Source organism: Pseudomonas sp. NFACC32-1, from assembly GCF_900101215.1.
Lineage (GTDB): Bacteria > Pseudomonadota > Gammaproteobacteria > Pseudomonadales > Pseudomonadaceae > Aquipseudomonas.
In genome coordinates, this window is sequence record NZ_FMUL01000013.1 from 90,662 (window position 1) to 109,874 (window position 19,213).

Genomic DNA, 19,213 nt, shown 5'->3' on the forward strand with positions numbered 1-19,213 from the left:
CGTTCTACCTCAGTTTCAGGGTGGCAAGGCCGATCAGCACCAGGATCACGGTGATGATCCAGAAACGGACGATCACGCGTGGCTCGGGCCAGCCCTTGAGTTCAAAGTGGTGGTGGATCGGTGCCATGCGGAATACGCGGCGGCCGGTCAATTTAAAGGAAGCAACCTGAATGACGACTGACAGGGTCTCCATCACGAACACGCCGCCCATGATGAACAGGACGATTTCCTGGCGAACGATGACGGCGATGGTGCCCAGGGCCGCGCCCAGCGCCAGGGCGCCGACGTCGCCCATGAAGACTTGCGCCGGGTAGGTGTTGAACCACAAGAAGCCCAGGCCGGCACCGATCAGGGCGCCACAGAACACGATCAACTCACCCGCCCCCGGTACGTAGGGAATCAGCAGGTATTCGGCGAATTTCACGTTACCCGACAGGTAGCAGAAGATTCCCAGCGCGCCGCCGACCATGACCGTGGGCATGATCGCCAGGCCGTCGAGGCCGTCGGTGAGGTTGACCGCGTTGCTGGAACCGACGATCACCAGGTAGGTCAGCACGATGAAGCCGGCGCCCAGCGGGATGCTGTAGTCCTTGAGCATCGGCAGGATCAGGGTGGTTTCCACCGGCGAGGCGGCGGTCATATAAAGGAAGATCGCCGCGCACAGGCCGAACACCGACTGCCAGAAATACTTCCAGCGGCTTGGCAGCCCACGAGAGTTCTTCTCGATGACCTTGCGGTAGTCGTCGACCCAACCGATGGCGCCGAACAACAGGGTCACCAACAGCACGACCCAGACGTAGCGGTTCGCCAGGTCGGCCCAGAGCAAGGTGCTGATGCCGATGGACGACAGGATCAGCGCACCGCCCATGGTGGGAGTACCGGACTTGGACAGGTGCGACTGCGGGCCGTCGTTACGCACCGACTGGCCGATCTGCAGGTTCTGCAGGGTGCGGATCATCCACGGGCCCAGGAACAGCGACAACGACAACGCGGTCAGCACGCCCAGGATCCCGCGCAGGGTCAGGTACTGGAAGACCGCGAAGCCTTTGTGGAACTGTTGCAGGTACTCCGCTAGCAGCAGCAGCATCAATGTTTCTCCATACGGGTGCCGCACAGCGCCGCGACGATGTTTTCCATCGCGGCGCTACGAGAGCCCTTGATCAATAAAGTGGTGTTCGGGTCTTGTTCGGCACCCAGGGCCTCGATCAGCTCGGCCTGAGTGGTGAAATGCCGCGCGTGCTCGCCAAAGGCGGCGACCGCATGGGCCATCATCGGGCCGACCGCATACAGCGCGTCGACCTTGCCACGGGCATAGGCCCCGACATCGTGATGGCCTTGCTGCGCCCACTCGCCCAGCTCGCCGATATCCCCCAGCACCAGCACGGTGCGACCGGAGAACCCGGCCAGGATATCCACCGCTGCGCACATGGACGTCGGGTTGGCGTTATAGGTGTCGTCGATCACGCGCATGCCGTTGCTGGCCAATTGCGCGACCGAGCGCCCCTTGACCGGTTGCACCGCGTTCAACCCGGCGACGATGCCCGGCAGCGAAATGCCCAGGGCATGGGCAGCCGCCGCCGCGGCCAGGGCGTTGGCAACGTTATGGGTGCCAAGTAGGTTCAACTGGACCCGCTCGGCGCCGTCGGGACCGTGCAGGTTGAAGGCCGGGCAGCCGCGGGCATCGCGATCGAGGTCGCTGGCATGGAAGTTCGCGGCGAGATTGCTCAGGGCGAAGGTCAGCACCTTGCGCTCACCGGCCCGGGCCTTCCAGATTTCGAAAGCCTTGTCATCGAGATTCAACACGGCGACGCCATTGGCATCCAGCCCCTCGATGATCTCGCCCTTGGCCTCGACGATTTTCTCCGGACCGCCGAACTCGCCGACGTGGGCGGTACCGGCATTGTTGAGCACCGCCACGTGAGGCCTGGTCATGGCCACGGTGTAGGCAATCTCGCCGAGCCGCGAGGCCCCGAGCTCGATGACGGCGGCACTGTGTTCCGGCGCCAGCTCCAGCAGGGTGAGGGGCACGCCGAGGTCGTTGTTCAGGTTGCCACGGGTCGCCAGCACTGGCCCACGGGTGCGCAGGATGCTGGCAAGCATTTCCTTGACCGTGGTCTTGCCGCTGGAACCGGTGATGGCCGCGACCGGCTTGTCGAACGCCGCACGGTTCAATGCGCCCAGTTGGCCCAGGGCCTGGCGGGTGTCATCCACCCGCAATTGCGGCAACGTGCTGTTGCTCACTTCCCGCTCGACCAACGCGGCGACCGCGCCTTTGGCGGCGACCTCGTTCAGGTAGTCATGGCCGTCGAAACGCGGCCCGGCCAGGGCCACGAAGAGCTGCCCGGCGACAATGGCCCGGCTGTCGATGCTCACGCCGTCGAAGGTAGCGTCCGCGGCGACGAGGCGCCCGTTCAAGGCATGGGTCAGTTCACTGAGTTTCAAGGCCTTAAGCATGGGCCACCTCCCACGCGGTCAAGGCATGATCGGCTTCCACCAGATCGGAGAAAGCGTGGCGTTCGCCATTGATTTCCTGATAGTCCTCGTGGCCCTTGCCAGCCAGGACAATGACGTCGTCCGCCGAAGCGCCAGCGATCAATTGCGCAATCGCCTGAGCACGGCCGGCCACGAACGTGACGTTATCCACAGCGGTGAATCCGGCGCGGATGTCGTCGAAAATCCGCATCGGGTCTTCGGTCCGTGGGTTGTCGTCGGTGACCAGCACGCCATCGGCCAGCCGCTCGACCACTTCGGCCATCAGCGGACGCTTGCCGCGGTCGCGATCGCCACCACAGCCGAACAGGCACAGCAACCTGCCCCGGGCGTGAGGCCGCAGGGCCGTCAGGACTTTCTCCAGGGCATCGGGGGTATGGGCGTAATCGACCACCACCAGCGGTTGCGTACCGCCACCCAAGCGCTGCATGCGACCGGCCGGGCCTTCGAGTTTCGGCAGGACCTTGAGGATTTCATCCAGCGGGTAGTCCAGGCCAAGCAAGGCGCCCACCGCGGCCAGCACGTTGCTCAGGTTGAAACGCCCCAGCAAGGTGCTGCGCAGGTGATGTTCGCCCTGGGGCGTGACCAGCGTGGCGCGCACGCCTTCGTCGGTGAATTGCGCCTGGCGTATATAAAGGTAGGCGCTGGCATCTTCCAGGCTGTAGGTGATCAACCGGGACTCGCGGTGCTCGGCGGCCAATTGCCGGCCGAACGCGTCGTCGATATTGATGACCCGGCATTTCAGGTCGTTCCAGGCAAACAGCCGTGCCTTGGCTTCGCCATAGGCCTGCATCGTGCCGTGGTAATCCAGATGGTCGCGGGACAGGTTGGTCAACACCGCGACGTCGAATGCCAGGGCGGTCACGCGGCCCTGGTCCAGGCCGTGGGAGGAAACTTCCATGGCCACGGCCTTGGCCCCAGCCTTCTTCAGGTCGGCCAGGGTCGCCTGCAAGGCGATCGGGTTCGGCGTGGTATGCAGGCCGCTTTCCAGCGCTGCGTGGAAACCATTGCCCAGTGTCCCGACAATGCCGCAATGCTGGCCCAGCAGGTCCAGCGCCTGGGCCACCAGTTGGGTAACGCTGGTCTTGCCGTTGGTGCCGGTCACGCCAATCAGGTTCAGGTGACGGCTCGGCTCGCCATAGAAGCGACCGGCGATATCCGACAGCTGCGCCGCCAGCCCCTTCACCGGGATCAGCGGGACATCGGTGATCGGCAGCACGGTGGCGCCTTCCACTTCATAGGCCACGGCGGCAGCCCCGCGCTTCAAGGCATCGGCGATATGGGCACGGCCATCGGAACGCGCGCCCGGCACGGCCAGGAACAGATCCCCGGCACGGACGTTGCGGCTGTCCAGGGCCAGTTCGCGAATCAGCAGATCGTGACCGGCGTGGGCGAATATCTTGTTCAGGCTCAGGGACATCAGCCACGCCCTCCATCGGCTTTCAAGGGGACGACCGGCGCGGTACTCGCCTGCTGGGTCGGCGGCAGGTTATCCGGAGTAATGTTCATCAGGCGCAGGGTGCCGGACATGACCTTGCTGAAGACCGGCGCTGAAACCAGGCCACCGAAGTAACCGGCCTTGCTCGGCTCGTCGATGACCACCACGATGGCGTAGCGAGGGTCGCTCATCGGGCCGAAGCCGGCGAACAGCGAACGGTAGGAGTTCTCGGCATAGCCCTTGGTCCCCACGGAGGTCTTGCGGGCCGTACCCGACTTGCCCGCGACGTGATAGGCCGGCACCTGGGCGCGATACACCCCGCGCGGCGCCTCGATCACCTGCTGCAGCATGCCCTGCATGGTCTTGGCGACATTCTCCGGGATCACCTGGGTGGTTTGCGGCGGCTTGTCGGATTTGATCAGGGTCAGGGGTGCGATACGGCCATTGTTGGCCAACGCCGAAAATGCGTGGACCAACTGGATCGCCGTCACGGAGACACCGTAGCCATAGGACAGCGTGGCCGTTTCGGCCTTGCGCCATTCCCGATAGTTCGGCAGGTTGCCGACACGTTCACCCGGGAACCCCAGGCCGGTGTCCTGGCCGAGGCCGATCTTCTGGGCCAGGCGGTAGATCGTTTCGCCGCCGATGTCGAAGGCGATCTTGCTCATGCCGACGTTACTGGAATTGATCAGGATACCGGTCAGGTCGAGCACCGGGCCTTCGGTCTTGGACACGTCGCGAATGGTGTACTTGCCGATCTGCAAGGTCCCCGGATACACCTCGACGGTGTCGCTCGGTTTCCAGCGTCCGGTCTCCAGGGCGGCGGCCATGGAGACCGCCTTCATGGTGGAACCAGGCTCGAACACGTCGATCATCGCGCGGTTACGCATCATCGCCGGCTGCAGGTTGCGACGGTTGTTGGGGTTGTAGGTCGGCTGGTTGACCATGGCGAGGATCTCGCCGGTCTTCACGTCCATGATCACCAGGCTGCCGGCCTTGGCACCGTTCTCGACGATGGCATTGCGCAGCTCGCGGTTGGCCAGGTATTGCAGGCGCAGATCAATGGACAACGCCAAGGGCTTTCCGGCCTTGGCGTTTTTGGTGACCTGGACATCCTTGATCAGCCTGCCGCGCCGATCCTTGATGACTTGCCGCTTGCCGGCCACCCCGGCAAGCCATTCATCGTAGGCCAGTTCGACCCCTTCCCTGCCGCGGTCATCGATGTCGGTGAATCCGACCATGTGGGCCGTGACTTCCCCGGCGGGATAGAAACGCCGGAACTCTTCGATGCCATAGACACCCGGCACCTTCAGGTCGAGCACGCTCTGGCCCTGTTCCGGGGTCAGGCCGCGAACCAGATAGATGAACTCCTTGTTGGCCTGTGCTTCGAGACGCTCGGCCAAAGCCTTGGGATCCTGCCCGAGAGCGGCCGCCAGGGCGGGCCACTTGTCCTTGGCCAGCTGCATTTCCTTGGCATTGGCCCACAAGGTGGTCACCGGCGTACTCACGGCCAGGGGTTCGCCATTGCGGTCGGTGATCAGGCCGCGGTGAGCCGGAATAGGAATATGACGCACACTGCGGGCGTCACCTTGCCCCTTGAGGAAATCACGGTCGACGACCTGCAGGTCGATGATGCGCCACGAAATGGCAGCCACCATGATCCCGAGCAACCCCAGGACCAGACGGAACCGCCACGGGAACAGCGCCCCTTCGAGCTTCATCATGGCGCCACCATCTGCACTTCGGCAGCGCCCGGGATGCGCATTTTCAGTTGTTCGGTGGCCAGCACTTCGATACGGCTATGGGCCGTCCAGGTACTTTGCTCCAGGATCAACCGCCCCCATTCGGCCTGCGCCTTGTCGCGCACGCTCAGTTCGTTGTAAAGCGTATTGAGCAGCTGACGGTTCCAGTGGGCACTGTAGGACACGGCAATGGCCGACACGAGCACGCCGATAAACAGCAGCAGCATGAAAAAGCTGCCGCCTGGCAGGGGCTTGGCGAAGAGCCGGCTCACCGCAACTTCTCCGCGACACGCATGACGGCACTACGGGCGCGTGGATTGGCCTTGAGCTCAGCCTCGGAGGCGAACCGGGCCTTGCCGTGGATCTTGATCCTGGGCACGAAGGCTTCGAAACGCACCGGCAGGTTGCGCGGCAGGTTATCGGCTTCGCCCTTGGTCAGCTTGCGCATGAACAGCTTGACGATACGGTCTTCCAGGGAATGGAAGCTGATCACCACCAGCCGACCACCGATCTCCAGCGCATCGAGGGCCGCTTCGAGGCCGGCTTCGAGATCGCCCAATTCATTATTGACGTGGATGCGCAGCCCCTGGAAAGCACGGGTCGCCGGATTCTTGCCCTTTTCCCACGCCGGATTGGCGACCTTCAGCACTTCGGCCAGGTCACCAGTGCGTTCGAAAGGCTTGATCTCGCGCCGTTCCACCACGGCACGCGCCATGCGCCCGGAAAAACGCTCTTCGCCATATTCCTTGAAGACGCGGGCGATTTCTTCCATTGGGGCGGTATTGACGAACTCGGCCGCACTGATGCCACGGGAAGGATCCATGCGCATGTCCAGCGGGCCATCGTTGAGGAAACTGAAACCGCGCTCCGGGTCGTCCAGTTGCGGCGAAGACACGCCCAGGTCGAGCAGGACGCCGCTGACCTTGCCGGCCAGGCCCCGCTCGGCGACTTCCGAACCCAGCTCGGCAAAGCTGCGCTGCACAACGACAAAGCGGCCGTCTTCGGCCGCCAGCGCTTGCCCGGTGGCAATCGCTTGAGGATCCTTGTCGAACCCCAGCAGCCGGCCGTCCGGACCGAGCTGGCTGAGAATCAGCCGACTGTGCCCACCGCGCCCGAACGTGCCGTCCAGATAGCAGCCATCAGGACGTACGGCGAGAGCGTCGACGGCCTCGTCCAGCAGTACGGTGATGTGTTTGAAGCCGCTATCAATAGTCACAGGATCAGATCACGCAGTTCATCGGGCATGGCACCCGGTTGTTGAATAGCAGCGAGGTCGGCGGCGGAAACCGCATTCCAGGCATCTTCGTCCCACAATTGGAACTTGTTCAGTTGGCCCACCAGCATCGCGCGCTTGTCCAGCTTGGCGTATTCGCGCAGGCGCGGCGGGACCAGGAAACGACCACTGCCGTCGAGCTCGAGATCGACGGCATTACCGATCAGCAAACGTTGCAGACGGCGGTTTTCTTCACGCAGCGAAGGCAGTGCGCGCAGTTTGGTTTCGATGACGTCCCATTCATCGAGGGGGTAGACGCACAGGCAGGGGTCAACAGCATCGATCGTGACGATCAATTGCCCGGAACTACGCGAAACGAGCTCGTCACGGTACCGGCTCGGCATGGCGAGACGGCCCTTTGCATCGAGACTGATGGCGTTAGCTCCGCGAAACACGTCAGCGTTTCTCCCAGATTCAGCGTTTTACCGCCCAAAAAACCCACTTCATGCCACTTTCCTCCACTCGCGCACACTATAGGAACGCGCCCACTGCACCGTCAAGGCGCGGATTGAAGGAAAAGCCTTATAGATCGGAGATTTAGGAGCGGATCTGGAGGGCTAACAGGAATCTGACGTAGGATTTTTCACCATAATTCGAGCGAACACAGGAAACTGCGCTCACAAGTTAAAGTGATTTATTAAGAGTAAGATTTTTTTGGTATTAGCAACTGCTGCTGCCGATGATTTCAGCAGGGAGGGAAAAGGTGGAGAGTCGATCTGTAAGCCGGGTTCTGTCTTGAACAGTCATTCGTCTACGATGGCCATCACTGGACATCTTTAGCAACCTACCCGGTCCCAGCGCGGGCCACGCCTTGGGACCCTATTTGGTCTTGCTCCAAGTGGGGTTTACCTAGCCACGAACTGTTGCCAGCCGTGCGGTGCGCTCTTACCGCACCTTTTCACCCTTACCGGCGCCGAAGCGCTTAGGCGGTTATTTTCTGTGGCACTTTCCGTAGGCTCGCGCCTCCCAGGCATTACCTGGCACTTCGCCCTATGGAGCCCGGACTTTCCTCCCCCCCCTAATTCTCATAGAGGGCAGCGACTGTCCGATCGACTCTCCGCCGCGAAGGTTAACGGCAGAGCGTGCGAAGAACAAGCGCTAAAAGCCTTTGGCCAGGTTGCCTGTCCGGTTTTACCGGGCCTTCTGTTTATCCAGCGCTACCTGATACAGCACGTTCTTGCGCTCGCCGGTAATCTGCGCGGCAAGCGCGGCGGCGCGCTTGAGCGGCATTTCCTCGAGCAACAGGTCCAGGATGCGCATCGCCTCGCCGCTGACACCCTCCTCATTTTCCGGCGCCGTCCAGCCTGCCACCAGCACCACGCATTCGCCACGCTGCTGGTTGCTATCGTTTTCGACGAAAGCCCGCAACTGCGCCAACGGTAGCCCCTTGAGGGTTTCGAAGGTCTTGGTCAGCTCGCGGGCCAGTAGCGCCGGGCGCTCGGGACCGAATACCGACTCCATGTCCTGCAGGCATTCCAGGATCCGATGCGGTGCTTCGTAGAAAATCAGGGTACGAGGCTCTTCCTTTATAGACTCCAGGCGCGCCCGCCGCCCCACCGCCTTGGCCGGCAGGAAACCTTCGAAGATGAAACGGTCCGACGGCAGGCCGGCCGCCGACAACGCTGCGATCAGCGCGCAGGCTCCCGGCACCGGTACGACATTGATACCGGCGGCCCGGGCCTGGCGCACCAGATGATAGCCGGGGTCGGAAATCAGCGGCGTACCGGCATCGGAAATCAGCGCAACGTTATCGCCCGCCAACAGGCGCGCGATGAAGCGACTGCCTTCATCGCGCTCATTGTGCTCATGGCAGGCCGCCAACGGCGTGCCTATGCCGAAATGCTGCAGCAGACGCTGGGAATGGCGCGTGTCTTCGGCCGCGATCAGGGCAACATCCTGCAGAATCTTCAGCGCCCGGGCGCTGATATCGTCCAGGTTGCCGATGGGCGTCGCCACCACATAAAGCGAGCCGGCGGCGGAATTCAAAGCACCTGGAACAGTCAAAGCGCATACCTCATGATCGGTAAAACCGCCATTGTAGCGTGTGCCGGCCGTCTCGGCTGTTCACTTCAGCCATTGTGGCCAGGGAGCGCGCGCCCTGGCCACAGGTCAATACCTGACTTTTGTGGCGCGCCGCACCCTTTGAAATACCTAAATCGATCGATTCACGCCACCGACATCGCACCCCGGCCAGCGCTTGGGTACAATTCGACGCTAATTTGATCTCGTATCAGGAACATTTACATGATCGCTTGCCTGCGGCTGTTTTCCGCTCTCTGCCTCGCTGCCCTTCTGGCGGCCTGCGCCAGCTCGCCCTCGTCCAGCCTTGGCGAGCTTCCACGGACCCCGGATGCCAGTATCGAGCAACTGCTCGAACAGGCCGCCCAAAGCAAAACTCCGGAAAAAGCCGCCCTGCTGCGCCTGAGCGCGGCGGACCTGGCCTACCGTCAAGGCAATGCCGGCCAGTCCGCGCAGATCCTGCAACAGGTGCCGCTGGAACAGCTCAAGCCTGGCCAGCAGATCTTCGCCAGCACCCTGTCGGCGGAACTGGCCATGACACGCAATCAGCCCAAGGCGGCGCTGGCTGCCCTGAGCCATCCGAGCCAGCAGCACCTGGGCGAAATGCCGGTTGAACAACAGATCCGTACCGGCACCGTGCATGCCCGTGCCCTGGAGGCCGATGGCCAGACCCTGGCGGCCGCCCGGGAACGGATCTTCATCGCGCCACTGCTCGAGAACGAGGCCGCGGCGAAAAACCACGAAGCCATCTGGTCGCTGATCGCCTCGCTGCCCACCGATCAACTGCAACCGAGCACCACCGATGACCTCGGAGGCTGGCTGAGCCTGGCCCGTGCGGTGAAAACCGCCGGCACCCTGGAGCAGCAGCAGGCCGCCATCGATAGCTGGCGCGAGCAGAACCCCAAGCATCCCGCCGCGATCCAGTTGCCGACACCCCTGGTCAAGCTCAAGGAGCTGGCCAGCCAGCCACTGAGCAAAATCGCATTGCTGCTGCCCCAGAATGGCCAGCTGGCTACGGTTGCCAAGGCCCTGCGCGAAGGCTTCATGGCCGCCCACTACCAGGCCCAACAGGCCGGGCAGAATCCACCCAGCATCCAGTTCTACGACAGCACCAACCTGACCTCCATGGACGAGTTCTATCGCAAGGCCCAGGCGGACGGCGTGCAATTGGTGGTAGGCCCCCTGGAAAAACCGCTGGTCAAGCAGATCAGCACGCGGCCGCAATTGCCGATCACCACCCTGGCGCTGAACTACAGCGAAGGCGAGCAAGGCCCACCCCAGCTATTCCAGTTCGGCCTGGCTCCGGAGGACGAAGCTCGCGAAGTCGCTCGTCGCGCCCGCGCCGACGGCCTGCATCGCGCAGCCGCGATGGTGCCGAAAGGCGAATGGGGTGATCGGGTACTGAAGGCCTTCAGCCAGGACTGGCAAGCCAACGGCGGCACCATCGTCGCTATCGAACGCGTCGACCAGCCAGTACAACTGGCCCAGCAGATCGCCGACATGTTCCAGCTGCGCCAGAGCGAAGCCCGCGCCAAGAGCCTGCAGAGCACCGTGGGCACCACGGTTGCGGCCCAGCCGTCCCGTCGCCAGGACATCGAATTCATTTTCCTGGCCTCGACTCCGCAACAGGCCCAGCAGATCAAGCCGACCCTGAACTTCCAATACGCTGGCGACGTGCCGGTCTACGCAACGTCCCAGGTGTTCAGTGCCAGCGGCGACCAGAACCAGTACAACGACATGAACGGTATCCGTTTCTGCGAAACCCCGTGGCTGCTCGATGCCAACGACCCGCTGCGCAAGCAGGTCACCGCACAATGGCCCCAGGCCGGCGGCAGCCTGGGCCGGTTGTACGCGATGGGCGCGGATGCCTACCGCCTGGCGCCACGCCTGGGTCAGCTCAAGACCCTGCCGGACAGCCGTATCGAAGGCCTGTCGGGTAGCCTGGCGGTGTCGCAATCCCAGCGGATCCAGCGGCAACTGCCCTGGGCCGAGTTCGTCAACGGTCAAGTGCAGCGCCTGCCGGACACTCAGCGCTGATGCCCGAGCGATCACGCCAGCAAAGCGGTCGGAATGCCGAGGGCCTCGCCCTCGCGCATCTCCAGCAACACGGTCTGCGCCTGGTGGCGCAGAACTGGTTGTGTAAACGCGGCGAGCTTGATCTGGTCATGCTTGATGGCGATACAGTAGTATTTGTCGAAGTCCGCTACAGAAAAAACACCCAATGGGGTGGCGCCCTCGACAGCATCGACGCGCGCAAGCGCCAGAAGCTGATATTCGCCGCGCAGTATTTTCTGCAATGCGAATCTCAATGGGCCGATCACCCCTGTCGTTTCGACGTGGTTGCCATCGACAGCAACGCCGATCAGTTGAACTGGCTACAGAACGCCTTCGACAGTTGAACGCCAACGTCATGACGAACCGGGCCGGACACCTTCATTCAATTTTTGCTCTTTGCTTTGCGCGCCGCACACGCCTGTGCCGATAAGTCGCGCTACTTAAGGTCACACAGATGGACATGCAATCGCGAATCCGCCAGCTTTTTCAGGCCAGTATCGACACCAAGCAGCAGGCGATGGACGTACTTGCACCGCACATCGAGCAAGCCAGCCAGGTGATGGTCAACGCCCTGCTCAACGAGGGCAAGATGTTGTCGTGCGGCAACGGCGGCTCGGCCGGCGACGCCCAGCACTTCTCGTCGGAGCTGCTCAATCGCTTCGAGCGCGAGCGCCCGAGCCTGCCGGCCATCGCCCTGACCACCGACAGCTCGACGATCACCTCCATCGCCAACGACTACAGCTACAACGAAGTCTTCTCCAAACAGATCCGCGCCCTGGGCCAGCCTGGCGATGTATTGCTGGCGATCTCCACCAGCGGTAACTCGGCCAACATTATTCAGGCGATCCAGGCCGCACATGATCGCGAAATGATTGTCGTAGCATTGACCGGACGCGATGGCGGCGGCATGGCATCACTGCTCTTGCCCGAGGACGTCGAGATTCGCGTACCGGCCAATGTCACCGCACGTATCCAGGAAGTCCACCTGCTGGCGATCCACTGTCTCTGCGACTTGATCGACAGCCAACTGTTCGGGAGTGAAGAATGACCCCTAATCGCCTTGGCCTTCTGGCCCTGACCCTGTGCCTCGGCATCAGCGGCTGCACATCGGTGGTGAACGCCAGCCGGGAGAAGCCGATTGAAGACGACCGCGGCACCCGCACCTTCGGCAGCAAGATCGACGACTCTCTGATCGAAACCAAGGCCGGCGTGAACATCGCCAAGGCCGACCCGGACCTGGACAACAACTCGCATATCGTCGTCACCAGCTTCAACGGTGTCGTGCTGCTGGCCGGCCAGACCCCGAGGGAGGACCTCAAGGCCAAGGCCGAGCAAGCCGCCAGCGCTGTGCAACGGGTCAAGACCGTCCATAACGAGTTGCAGGTCCTGCCACCCTCCTCGCTGCTGGCGCGCCAGAACGACGCCTGGCTGACCACCAAGATCAAGACCCAGATGCTCACCGATGCCAGTATTCCAGGCTCGCGCATCAAGGTCGTGACCGAGAACGGTATTGTTTATCTGCTGGGTCTGCTGACCAAGCAAGAGGCCGCCCAGGCGACCAATCTGGTGCAGGGAGTTTCCGGGGTGCAGAAGATCGTTAAGTTGTTTGAGTATATTGACTGAGGGCAGTTGCGGTTCTTGATGCTGCGCTTGGCTTGGCTTGGCTTGGCTGGAAAACGGTGCTTCTTCAGATGGGGAAGTGCCGTTTTTTTTGGGGGGGTTGGTTTGTGTGTATATCCGTTTCTGCGGTAACGGCTGCTTAGGGTTCCGCCCTGACGGCGGGTCACTTTTGGAAAAGCGCCAAAAGTAACCAAAAGCGCTTTGCCCCACCACTGGGCACAGACCTTTTGGTTACTTTTGGGGCGTCTGCCAAAAGTGACCCGCCGTAAGGGCGGAACCGTAAGCAGCCGTTACCGCAGAAACGGATCTACACACAAAACCCTACTTCACCACCTTAAGACTAGGCCGCCCACTAGGCCGCGGCGGCTCGTCATCCGGCGGCAAGTCATCATCCGCCTCATACTCATCCTCGCCATCCAATGGCGCTTCCAACTCGAACACCATGCCCTGGCCATTCTCCCGGGCGTAAATCCCGAGGATCGAAGCAATAGGCACATACAGCGTGTGCGGCACACCACCAAAGCGCCCTTCGAAACTTACGGCGTCGTTGTCCATGTGCAGATGGCGCACGGCGGCCGGCGAAACGTTGAGGACAATCTGCCCATCACTGGCAAAACCCTGCGGCACCTGCACCGAAGGATACTCGGCGTTGACCAGCATATGCGGGGTGCAATCGTTGTCCACAATCCACTCATAGAGCGCGCGGACCAGATAAGGTCGACTGGAGTTCATAGCGGCTCCCTAAGCCTCAGCGCATGTCGCGCTCGACACCAGACAGGCTTGCCTGGAACGTCTCACGCGCGAATTGGCGCTCCATATAATCAAGCAGCGGCTTGGCGGGCCGCGGCAGTTCGATACCCAGAATCGGCAAACGCCAGAGTATGGGCAATAGGCAGCAATCCACCAGACTTTGTTCCTCACTGAGGAAAAACGGTTTGTCGATGAACAGCGGCGATACGCCTGTCAGGCTTTCGCGCAACTCCTTGCGCGCGACCACCCGATCCGACTCCTTGGTTCGCGGATCCAGGATCAGGTCCACCAATCCGCACCAGTCGCGCTGGATACGATGAATCAGCAGACGGCTGTTCGCACGAGCGACAGGGTACACCGGCAGCAAGGGTGGATGCGGATAACGCTCATCCAGATATTCCATCACCACGGTCGACTCCCATAACGCCAGGTCACGATCGACCAGCGTAGGCAGGCTACCGTAAGGGTTCACCTCGATCAGCTTTGGCGGTTGACGACCCGCCTCGACATAAATGATCTCGGCGCTGACACCTTTCTCTGCCAGTACGATACGTACCCGGTGGGAATAGTGGTCGGCGGGGTCGGAGTAACAGGCCAACCGATTGGTCACGCCCATGGCGATCCTCCTCGCTTGTTGAAATTCTTGAAAAACGGAAAAACGAGCGCGCCCAGAGGGCGTCTCCCGTAACACCTGGCCAACCAGGCTCGTTACACCTTCAGAGACGCCCTTGGGCGCGCACGATTAACAGCAACGGCTTACAGCTTTATCAATGTACGTCTTTCCAGTATTCACGCTTGAGCAGATAGGCGAATACGAAGAAGAACGCCAGGTACAGCAACACGTAGGTACCAATGCGCTGGTGCTCCAGCTTCACCGGGTTCGCCGAGTAAGCCAGGAAGGTTACCAGATTCTTGACCTTCTCATCGAACTGCTCGGGAGTGAGGCTGCCGGTATTGGGCAGGATCGTCAACTGGTCACAAGCCTCATGGGTCAAGGCAGTGCCGGTCAGCGGGTCGAATTGCTTCTTGCCGTCCTCGACGATCTGGACCTGCTTGCAGCCCACGACCTGGCGACCCTGCAGGCCAACCAGGACGTTCGGCATGCCCACGTTCGGGAAGACCTTGTTGTTCACGCCCCATGGACGCGCCGGATCTTCATAGAACGAACGCAGGTAGCCATAGAGCCAGTCGGTCCCACGCACGCGAGCGACCAGGGTCAGGTCGGGCGGCGCGGCGCCGAACCAGGTCTTGGCGTCTGCCGGCTGCATGCCGATGTTCATGTGGTCGCCCAACTTGGCGCCGGTGAACACCAGCTTCTCCAGCATCAACTCATGAGGGATGCCCAGGTCGTTGGCCACGCGCTCGTAACGCTGGAACTTGGCACTGTGGCAGCCCATGCAGTAGTTGGCGAAAGTACGGGCACCGTCCTGCATGGCGGCCTTATCGGAAACGTCGATGTCGACTTTTTCCAGTTCTGGTCCGCCGTGTTCGGCCGCGAAGGACAGGACAGGCATGGCAGCGAGAATCAATACAGCGAATAGTTTTTTCATCAGCCAGTCACCCTTTCCGGAACCGGTTTGGTCTTCTCGAGCCTGGTATAGAAAGGCATCAGAATGAAGTAGGCGAAGTACAGGAAGGTGCAGACCTGCGACAGCAACGTACGACCCGGCGTTGGCGCCAATACGCCCAGCACGCCCAGGATCACGAACGAGATGCAGAACACCACGAGCCAGATCCGGCTCAGCCAGCCTTTGTATCGCATCGACTTGACCGGACTGCGGTCCAGCCACGGCAGCACGAACAGCACCGCGATGGCCGCACCCATGGCAATGACCCCCAGCAGCTTGTCCGGAACCGCCCGCAAAATCGCGTAGAACGGTGTGAAGTACCAGACGGGAGCGATGTGCTCAGGCGTCTTGAAGGCGTTCGCCTGCTCGAAGTTCGGTTTCTCCAGGAAGTAACCGCCCATTTCCGGGAAGAAGAACACGATGGAGCAGAAGATGAACAGGAACACCACCACGCCGACGATATCCTTCACGGTGTAGTACGGGTGGAAGGCAATGCCATCCAGCGGTACGCCGTTTTCGTCCTTGAGTTTCTTGATATCCACGCCGTCAGGGTTGTTCGAACCGACTTCATGCAGCGCCAGGATGTGCAGCACCACCAGGCCGAGGATCACGATCGGCAGGGCCACCACATGCAGGGCGAAGAAGCGGTTCAAGGTGATACCCGAGATCAGGTAGTCGCCACGGATCCACTGGGTCAGGTCGTCGCCGATGACAGGAATCGCACCGAACAGCGAGATGATCACCTGGGCACCCCAGTAAGACATCTGGCCCCACGGCAGCAGGTAGCCCATGAAGGCCTCGGCCATCAGCGCCAGGTAGATCAGCATGCCGAAGACCCACACCAGCTCACGAGGCTTCTGGTACGAACCGTAGAGCAGGCCGCGGAACATGTGCAGGTAGACCACGATGAAGAATGCCGAGGCCCCGGTGGAGTGCAGCAGACGCAGGATCGAGCCGTACTCGACGTCGCGCATGATGTACTCGACGGAGGCAAACGCCTCTTCCGCCGACGGGGTGTAGCTCATGGTCAGCCAGACACCGGTAACGATCTGGTTGACCAGAACGAGCAGTGCCAGGGAGCCAAAGAAGTAGAAGAAGTTGAAGTTCTTCGGGGCGTAGTACTTGCTGAGATGGTCTTCCCACATTTTGGTCGCGGGAAAGCGCGCATCGAACCAATCCATTAATTTGCTCATCACGCTTTCTCCGTATCGACGCCAACGACAATGATGTCATCGGTCTCATAGGAATGCGGGGGAACTGGCAGGTTCAGAGGTGCGGGTTGCGACTTGTAGACGCGACCGGCCAGGTCGTAATGGGAGCCGTGGCAAGGGCAGAAATAGCCGCCGACCCAATCCTTGCCCAGGTCGGCAGGGGCCACTTCGGGACGGAACGTTGGCGAGCAACCCAGGTGCGTACAGATACCGATCAGCAGCAGGACTTCCGGCTTGATCGAACGCGTTTCAGGGTTGACGTATTCCGGTTGGACCGAGTTCTTGGAGGATGGGTCGGACAACTGACCCTCGATCTTTTTCAGATTCCCCAGGATTTCCTCCGTACGGCGGACGATGAACACCGGCTGGCCGCGCCACTCAGCAATCATCTGCTGGCCTGGCTCGATCTTGCTGACATTCACTTTCACCGGTGCGCCGGCAGCTTTCGCCTTGGCGCTGGGAAACCATGACCCCACGAACGGGACCGCAGCCCCCACCGCTCCTGCAGCACCCACCACGGATGTGGCTGCTACCAGGAAGCGACGCCGGCCTGCATTCACGCCGTCATTGCTCATTCAGTCCTCTCCCATCAGCTTTGTGGCCTGTTGAATCAGGCGTCTACTAAGTAAAAATCTGAACTTATAAAAATTTTGCCGAATGGTAATGAAAACCCCCAATTCTGACAAGGTAATTACCGAGCGGTCATACCGCCAAGCCTTGTAGTATAGGGGCTCTACGGATGTGGCAAGTTGTCACAGCAAATTATTTTGCCCATAAAAAAACGCCCAGCTCCGTATGGAACTGGGCGTTTTTTTGAACGCGAAGACGAATTAACGCTTCGAGTACTGAGGACGCTTACGCGCTTTACGCAGACCGACTTTCTTACGTTCAACTTCGCGAGCATCGCGAGTAACGAAGCCGGCTTTGCGCAGTGGGCTGCGCAGAGTTTCGTCGTAGTCCATCAGGGCACGAGTGATGCCGTGACGGATGGCGCCAGCCTGACCACTTACACCACCACCGATGACAGTGACGTAGATATCGAATTTCTCGATGGTCTCGGTCAGTTCCAGCGGCTGGCGAACGACCATGCGAGCAGTCTCGCGGCCGAAGAAGTTATCCAGGGAGCGGTTGTTGATGGAGATGTTGCCAGTGCCCGGACGCAGGAAAACGCGTGCGGTTGCAGTCTTGCGACGGCCAGTGCCGTAATTTTGAGTCGCCGACATAATGAACTATTCCGTTAAAACTTCAGTTCTTGGGGCTGCTGAGCAGTATGAGGGTGAGCAGCGCCCGCATAAACCTTCAGCTTACGATACATGTCGCGACCCAGCGGGTTCTTAGGCAGCATGCCTTTAACCGCGGTCTCGATCACGCGCTCAGGGGCTTTGGCGATCAGCTTTTCAAAGTTGATCGACTTGATGCCACCAGGAAAACCGGAGTGGGAGTAGTACATCTTGTCAGAGGTCTTGGCACCCGTCACACGTACCTGCTCGGCGTTGATCACAACGATGTAGTCACCGGTGTCGACGTGAGGAGTGTACTCAGGCTTGTGCTTGCCACGCAGACGGCTCGCGATTTCGGTGGCCAGACGACCCAGGGTCTGACCAGCAGCGTCGACGACGAACCAGTCGCGCTTTACTGTTTCCGGTTTAGCAGTAAAAGTTTTCATTCTTTATAGCCTCAGGGGCCGCCCTGTAAATTAGACGGCGGATCTTACTGAATAGTGCGTACTTTGACAAGTCAAAGGCAGCCGGATACAGACGCTTTCGGGGGCTCGGGTCGGCGCGTCCGTTCAACGGCAAGATTCTTCGGCGGCGGGGCATCACTTCCACTGCAGAAAGAGGTGCGCAATTATGCAGATTGCGAAAAATAATTCAACCTGCTTTTATGCTTGCTTTGCCCGAGGAGCCCCCGATGGACTATCGCCAGCTAGGCCGTACCGATCTGAACGTAAGCGCCCTGTGTCTCGGAACCATGACCTGGGGTGAACAGAACAGCGAAGCCGAGGCCTTTGCCCAGATCGAACGCGCCAAGGGTGCCGGCATCAATTTCATCGACACCGCCGAGATGTATCCGGTCCCGCCGAAAGCCGACACCTACGCCACCACCGAACGCTACATCGGCAACTACTTCAAGAGCCGCGGCGACCGCGCCGACTGGATCCTGGCGAGCAAGATCGCCGGTCCCGGCAACACCATCGACTACATCCGCGACAAGAACCTCAAGCACAACCGCCAGCACATCGTCCAGGCGCTGGACGCCAGCCTCAAGCGCCTGCAGACCGACTGGATCGACCTCTACCAACTGCACTGGCCTGAGCGCAGCACCAATTTCTTCGGGCAACTGGGCTACCAGCACAAGGCCGATGAAAACTTCACGCCACTGGAAGAAACCCTCGAGGCCCTGGACGAACAGGTGCGGGCCGGCAAGATCCGGCATATCGGCCTGTCCAACGAAACACCCTGGGGCACCATGAAATTCCTTGCCCTGGCCGAAGCCCGTGGCTGGCCGCGCGCGGTGTCGATCCAGAATCCGTACAACCTGCTCAACCGCAGCTTCGAAGTCGGCCTTGCAGAAATTGCCATTCGTGAACAGTGCGGCCTGCTGGCCTACTCACCCTTGGCGTTTGGCTTCCTGTCGGGCAAATATGAGAACGGCGCACGGCCGGCCAAGGGTCGTTTGACCCTCTACAGCCGTTTCACACGCTATTTCAACCCTCAATCGGAAGCCGCGTGCAGCCGGTACGTGGCGCTGGCCCACGAGCATGGCCTGGACCCGGCTCAGATGGCGCTGGCGTTCGTCACCCAACAGCCGTTCGTGACCAGCAACATCATTGGCGCCACCACCCTGGAGCAACTGGACAGCAACATCGAAAGCCTCGACCTGAAGCTGTCGGACGAGGTGCTGGCGGGGATCGAGGCGATCCACAAGGATCAGCCGAACCCGGCGCCTTGATTGATTCATAGGCCCCATCGCGAGCAAGCTCGCTCCCACAGGCGATTTGTGTATGATCACATTGTGATCAGCACAGAACCCTTGTGGGAGCGAGC

At 61.0% G+C, this 19,213-nt stretch carries 20 protein-coding genes and 1 other RNA gene; 5 read left to right on the forward strand and 16 right to left on the reverse strand.

Annotation, left to right across the window (positions count from 1 at the left end; all coding sequences use genetic code 11):
- Positions 1-4: 4 nt before the first annotated feature.
- From mraY to rsmI, 9 genes are all read right to left on the reverse strand, one after another.
- Positions 5-1,087, reverse strand: coding sequence for a phospho-N-acetylmuramoyl-pentapeptide-transferase (gene mraY / locus BLP99_RS19420; RefSeq protein ID WP_072397008.1), 1,083 nt, complete (start codon positions 1,085-1,087; stop codon positions 5-7).
- The gene (locus BLP99_RS19425) at positions 1,087-2,454 is read right to left on the reverse strand and encodes a UDP-N-acetylmuramoyl-tripeptide--D-alanyl-D-alanine ligase (protein ID WP_076406303.1); all 1,368 of its coding nucleotides are present in this window, start codon (positions 2,452-2,454) and stop codon (positions 1,087-1,089) included. Before BLP99_RS19425 ends, mraY begins: the two co-directional genes overlap by 1 nt.
- Positions 2,447-3,910 carry a UDP-N-acetylmuramoyl-L-alanyl-D-glutamate--2,6-diaminopimelate ligase gene (locus BLP99_RS19430; RefSeq protein WP_072397004.1) on the reverse strand — a complete coding sequence of 488 codons (1,464 nt, stop codon included), beginning with the start codon at positions 3,908-3,910 and terminating at the stop codon, positions 2,447-2,449. The genes BLP99_RS19425 and BLP99_RS19430 overlap by 8 nt, the downstream gene beginning before the upstream one ends.
- Positions 3,910-5,649, reverse strand: coding sequence for a peptidoglycan D,D-transpeptidase FtsI family protein (locus BLP99_RS19435; RefSeq protein ID WP_172834658.1), 1,740 nt, complete (start codon positions 5,647-5,649; stop codon positions 3,910-3,912). Before BLP99_RS19435 ends, BLP99_RS19430 begins: the two co-directional genes overlap by 1 nt.
- Complete coding sequence (ftsL, locus tag BLP99_RS19440) at positions 5,649-5,942, reverse strand: cell division protein FtsL (RefSeq protein ID WP_053146444.1); 294 nt, start codon at positions 5,940-5,942, stop codon at positions 5,649-5,651. Before ftsL ends, BLP99_RS19435 begins: the two co-directional genes overlap by 1 nt.
- The gene (rsmH, locus tag BLP99_RS19445) at positions 5,939-6,886 is read right to left on the reverse strand and encodes a 16S rRNA (cytosine(1402)-N(4))-methyltransferase RsmH (protein ID WP_072431566.1); all 948 of its coding nucleotides are present in this window, start codon (positions 6,884-6,886) and stop codon (positions 5,939-5,941) included. The genes ftsL and rsmH overlap by 4 nt, the downstream gene beginning before the upstream one ends.
- Complete coding sequence (mraZ, locus tag BLP99_RS19450) at positions 6,883-7,338, reverse strand: division/cell wall cluster transcriptional repressor MraZ (protein WP_072396977.1); 456 nt, start codon at positions 7,336-7,338, stop codon at positions 6,883-6,885. Before mraZ ends, rsmH begins: the two co-directional genes overlap by 4 nt.
- A gap of 308 nt (positions 7,339-7,646) precedes the next feature.
- Positions 7,647-8,000, reverse strand: an RNA gene (gene rnpB / locus BLP99_RS19455) — RNase P RNA component class A.
- A gap of 74 nt (positions 8,001-8,074) precedes the next feature.
- Positions 8,075-8,947, reverse strand: coding sequence for a 16S rRNA (cytidine(1402)-2'-O)-methyltransferase (gene rsmI / locus BLP99_RS19460; RefSeq protein WP_072396965.1), 873 nt, complete (start codon positions 8,945-8,947; stop codon positions 8,075-8,077).
- A gap of 240 nt (positions 8,948-9,187) precedes the next feature.
- On the opposite strand from rsmI, the gene BLP99_RS19465 reads away from it, so the two are divergent.
- The 4 genes from BLP99_RS19465 (at position 9,188) to BLP99_RS19480 (ending at position 12,640) form a co-directional block, all read left to right on the forward strand.
- On the forward strand, positions 9,188-10,999 hold the full coding sequence (locus BLP99_RS19465; RefSeq protein WP_072396963.1) for a penicillin-binding protein activator: 1,812 nt from the start codon (positions 9,188-9,190) through the stop codon (positions 10,997-10,999).
- Positions 10,999-11,361 (forward strand): YraN family protein, encoded by a 363-nt coding sequence (locus BLP99_RS19470; protein WP_072396940.1) that lies wholly within the window; start codon positions 10,999-11,001, stop codon positions 11,359-11,361. The genes BLP99_RS19465 and BLP99_RS19470 overlap by 1 nt, the downstream gene beginning before the upstream one ends.
- A gap of 110 nt (positions 11,362-11,471) precedes the next feature.
- Positions 11,472-12,065, forward strand: coding sequence for a phosphoheptose isomerase (locus BLP99_RS19475; protein ID WP_007928463.1), 594 nt, complete (start codon positions 11,472-11,474; stop codon positions 12,063-12,065).
- A complete protein-coding gene (locus BLP99_RS19480; RefSeq protein ID WP_072396938.1) occupies positions 12,062-12,640 on the forward strand; it encodes a BON domain-containing protein in 579 nt (192 codons plus the stop codon). Before BLP99_RS19475 ends, BLP99_RS19480 begins: the two co-directional genes overlap by 4 nt.
- A gap of 318 nt (positions 12,641-12,958) precedes the next feature.
- On the opposite strand, the gene BLP99_RS19485 is transcribed toward BLP99_RS19480, so the two are convergent.
- From BLP99_RS19485 to rplM, 7 genes are all read right to left on the reverse strand, one after another.
- The gene (locus tag BLP99_RS19485; protein ID WP_072396936.1) at positions 12,959-13,369 is read right to left on the reverse strand and encodes a ClpXP protease specificity-enhancing factor; all 411 of its coding nucleotides are present in this window, start codon (positions 13,367-13,369) and stop codon (positions 12,959-12,961) included.
- Positions 13,370-13,385: 16 nt separating this feature from the next.
- Positions 13,386-14,003, reverse strand: a complete 618-nt coding sequence (locus tag BLP99_RS19490; RefSeq protein ID WP_072396934.1) for a glutathione S-transferase N-terminal domain-containing protein — start codon at positions 14,001-14,003, stop codon at positions 13,386-13,388.
- Positions 14,004-14,154: 151 nt separating this feature from the next.
- On the reverse strand, positions 14,155-14,937 hold the full coding sequence (locus tag BLP99_RS19495; RefSeq protein WP_072396932.1) for a cytochrome c1: 783 nt from the start codon (positions 14,935-14,937) through the stop codon (positions 14,155-14,157).
- Complete coding sequence (locus BLP99_RS19500) at positions 14,937-16,148, reverse strand: cytochrome b (RefSeq protein WP_053146468.1); 1,212 nt, start codon at positions 16,146-16,148, stop codon at positions 14,937-14,939. Before BLP99_RS19500 ends, BLP99_RS19495 begins: the two co-directional genes overlap by 1 nt.
- Positions 16,148-16,741 (reverse strand): ubiquinol-cytochrome c reductase iron-sulfur subunit, encoded by a 594-nt coding sequence (petA, locus tag BLP99_RS19505; protein ID WP_039591565.1) that lies wholly within the window; start codon positions 16,739-16,741, stop codon positions 16,148-16,150. The genes BLP99_RS19500 and petA overlap by 1 nt, the downstream gene beginning before the upstream one ends.
- Before the next feature lie 255 nt (positions 16,742-16,996).
- Entirely contained in the window at positions 16,997-17,389 is a 393-nt protein-coding gene (gene rpsI, locus BLP99_RS19510) for a 30S ribosomal protein S9 (RefSeq protein WP_072396930.1), read from the reverse strand.
- 14 nt (positions 17,390-17,403) lie between these two features.
- Complete coding sequence (gene rplM, locus BLP99_RS19515) at positions 17,404-17,832, reverse strand: 50S ribosomal protein L13 (protein ID WP_053146474.1); 429 nt, start codon at positions 17,830-17,832, stop codon at positions 17,404-17,406.
- Positions 17,833-18,077: 245 nt separating this feature from the next.
- Here rplM and BLP99_RS19520 point away from each other — a divergent pair, with 245 nt between their 5' ends.
- Positions 18,078-19,118, forward strand: coding sequence for an NADP(H)-dependent aldo-keto reductase (locus BLP99_RS19520; RefSeq protein WP_092181451.1), 1,041 nt, complete (start codon positions 18,078-18,080; stop codon positions 19,116-19,118).
- The last annotated feature ends 95 nt before the right edge of the window (positions 19,119-19,213 follow it).

Coding starts and splice junctions, on each gene's coding strand:
- mraY (WP_072397008.1), bottom strand. CDS start 1,087: ATGCTGCTGCTGCTAGCGGAGTACCTGCAACAGTTCCACAAAGGCTTC.
- BLP99_RS19425 (WP_076406303.1), bottom strand. CDS start 2,454: ATGCTTAAGGCCTTGAAACTCAGTGAACTGACCCATGCCTTGAACGGG.
- BLP99_RS19430 (WP_072397004.1), bottom strand. CDS start 3,910: ATGTCCCTGAGCCTGAACAAGATATTCGCCCACGCCGGTCACGATCTG.
- BLP99_RS19435 (WP_172834658.1), bottom strand. CDS start 5,649: ATGAAGCTCGAAGGGGCGCTGTTCCCGTGGCGGTTCCGTCTGGTCCTG.
- BLP99_RS19465 (WP_072396963.1), top strand. CDS start 9,188: ATGATCGCTTGCCTGCGGCTGTTTTCCGCTCTCTGCCTCGCTGCCCTT.
- BLP99_RS19470 (WP_072396940.1), top strand. CDS start 10,999: ATGCCCGAGCGATCACGCCAGCAAAGCGGTCGGAATGCCGAGGGCCTC.
- BLP99_RS19475 (WP_007928463.1), top strand. CDS start 11,472: ATGGACATGCAATCGCGAATCCGCCAGCTTTTTCAGGCCAGTATCGAC.
- BLP99_RS19480 (WP_072396938.1), top strand. CDS start 12,062: ATGACCCCTAATCGCCTTGGCCTTCTGGCCCTGACCCTGTGCCTCGGC.
- BLP99_RS19485 (WP_072396936.1), bottom strand. CDS start 13,369: ATGAACTCCAGTCGACCTTATCTGGTCCGCGCGCTCTATGAGTGGATT.
- BLP99_RS19490 (WP_072396934.1), bottom strand. CDS start 14,003: ATGGGCGTGACCAATCGGTTGGCCTGTTACTCCGACCCCGCCGACCAC.
- BLP99_RS19495 (WP_072396932.1), bottom strand. CDS start 14,937: ATGAAAAAACTATTCGCTGTATTGATTCTCGCTGCCATGCCTGTCCTG.
- BLP99_RS19500 (WP_053146468.1), bottom strand. CDS start 16,148: ATGAGCAAATTAATGGATTGGTTCGATGCGCGCTTTCCCGCGACCAAA.
- petA (WP_039591565.1), bottom strand. CDS start 16,741: ATGAGCAATGACGGCGTGAATGCAGGCCGGCGTCGCTTCCTGGTAGCA.
- rpsI (WP_072396930.1), bottom strand. CDS start 17,389: ATGTCGGCGACTCAAAATTACGGCACTGGCCGTCGCAAGACTGCAACC.
- rplM (WP_053146474.1), bottom strand. CDS start 17,832: ATGAAAACTTTTACTGCTAAACCGGAAACAGTAAAGCGCGACTGGTTC.
- BLP99_RS19520 (WP_092181451.1), top strand. CDS start 18,078: ATGGACTATCGCCAGCTAGGCCGTACCGATCTGAACGTAAGCGCCCTG.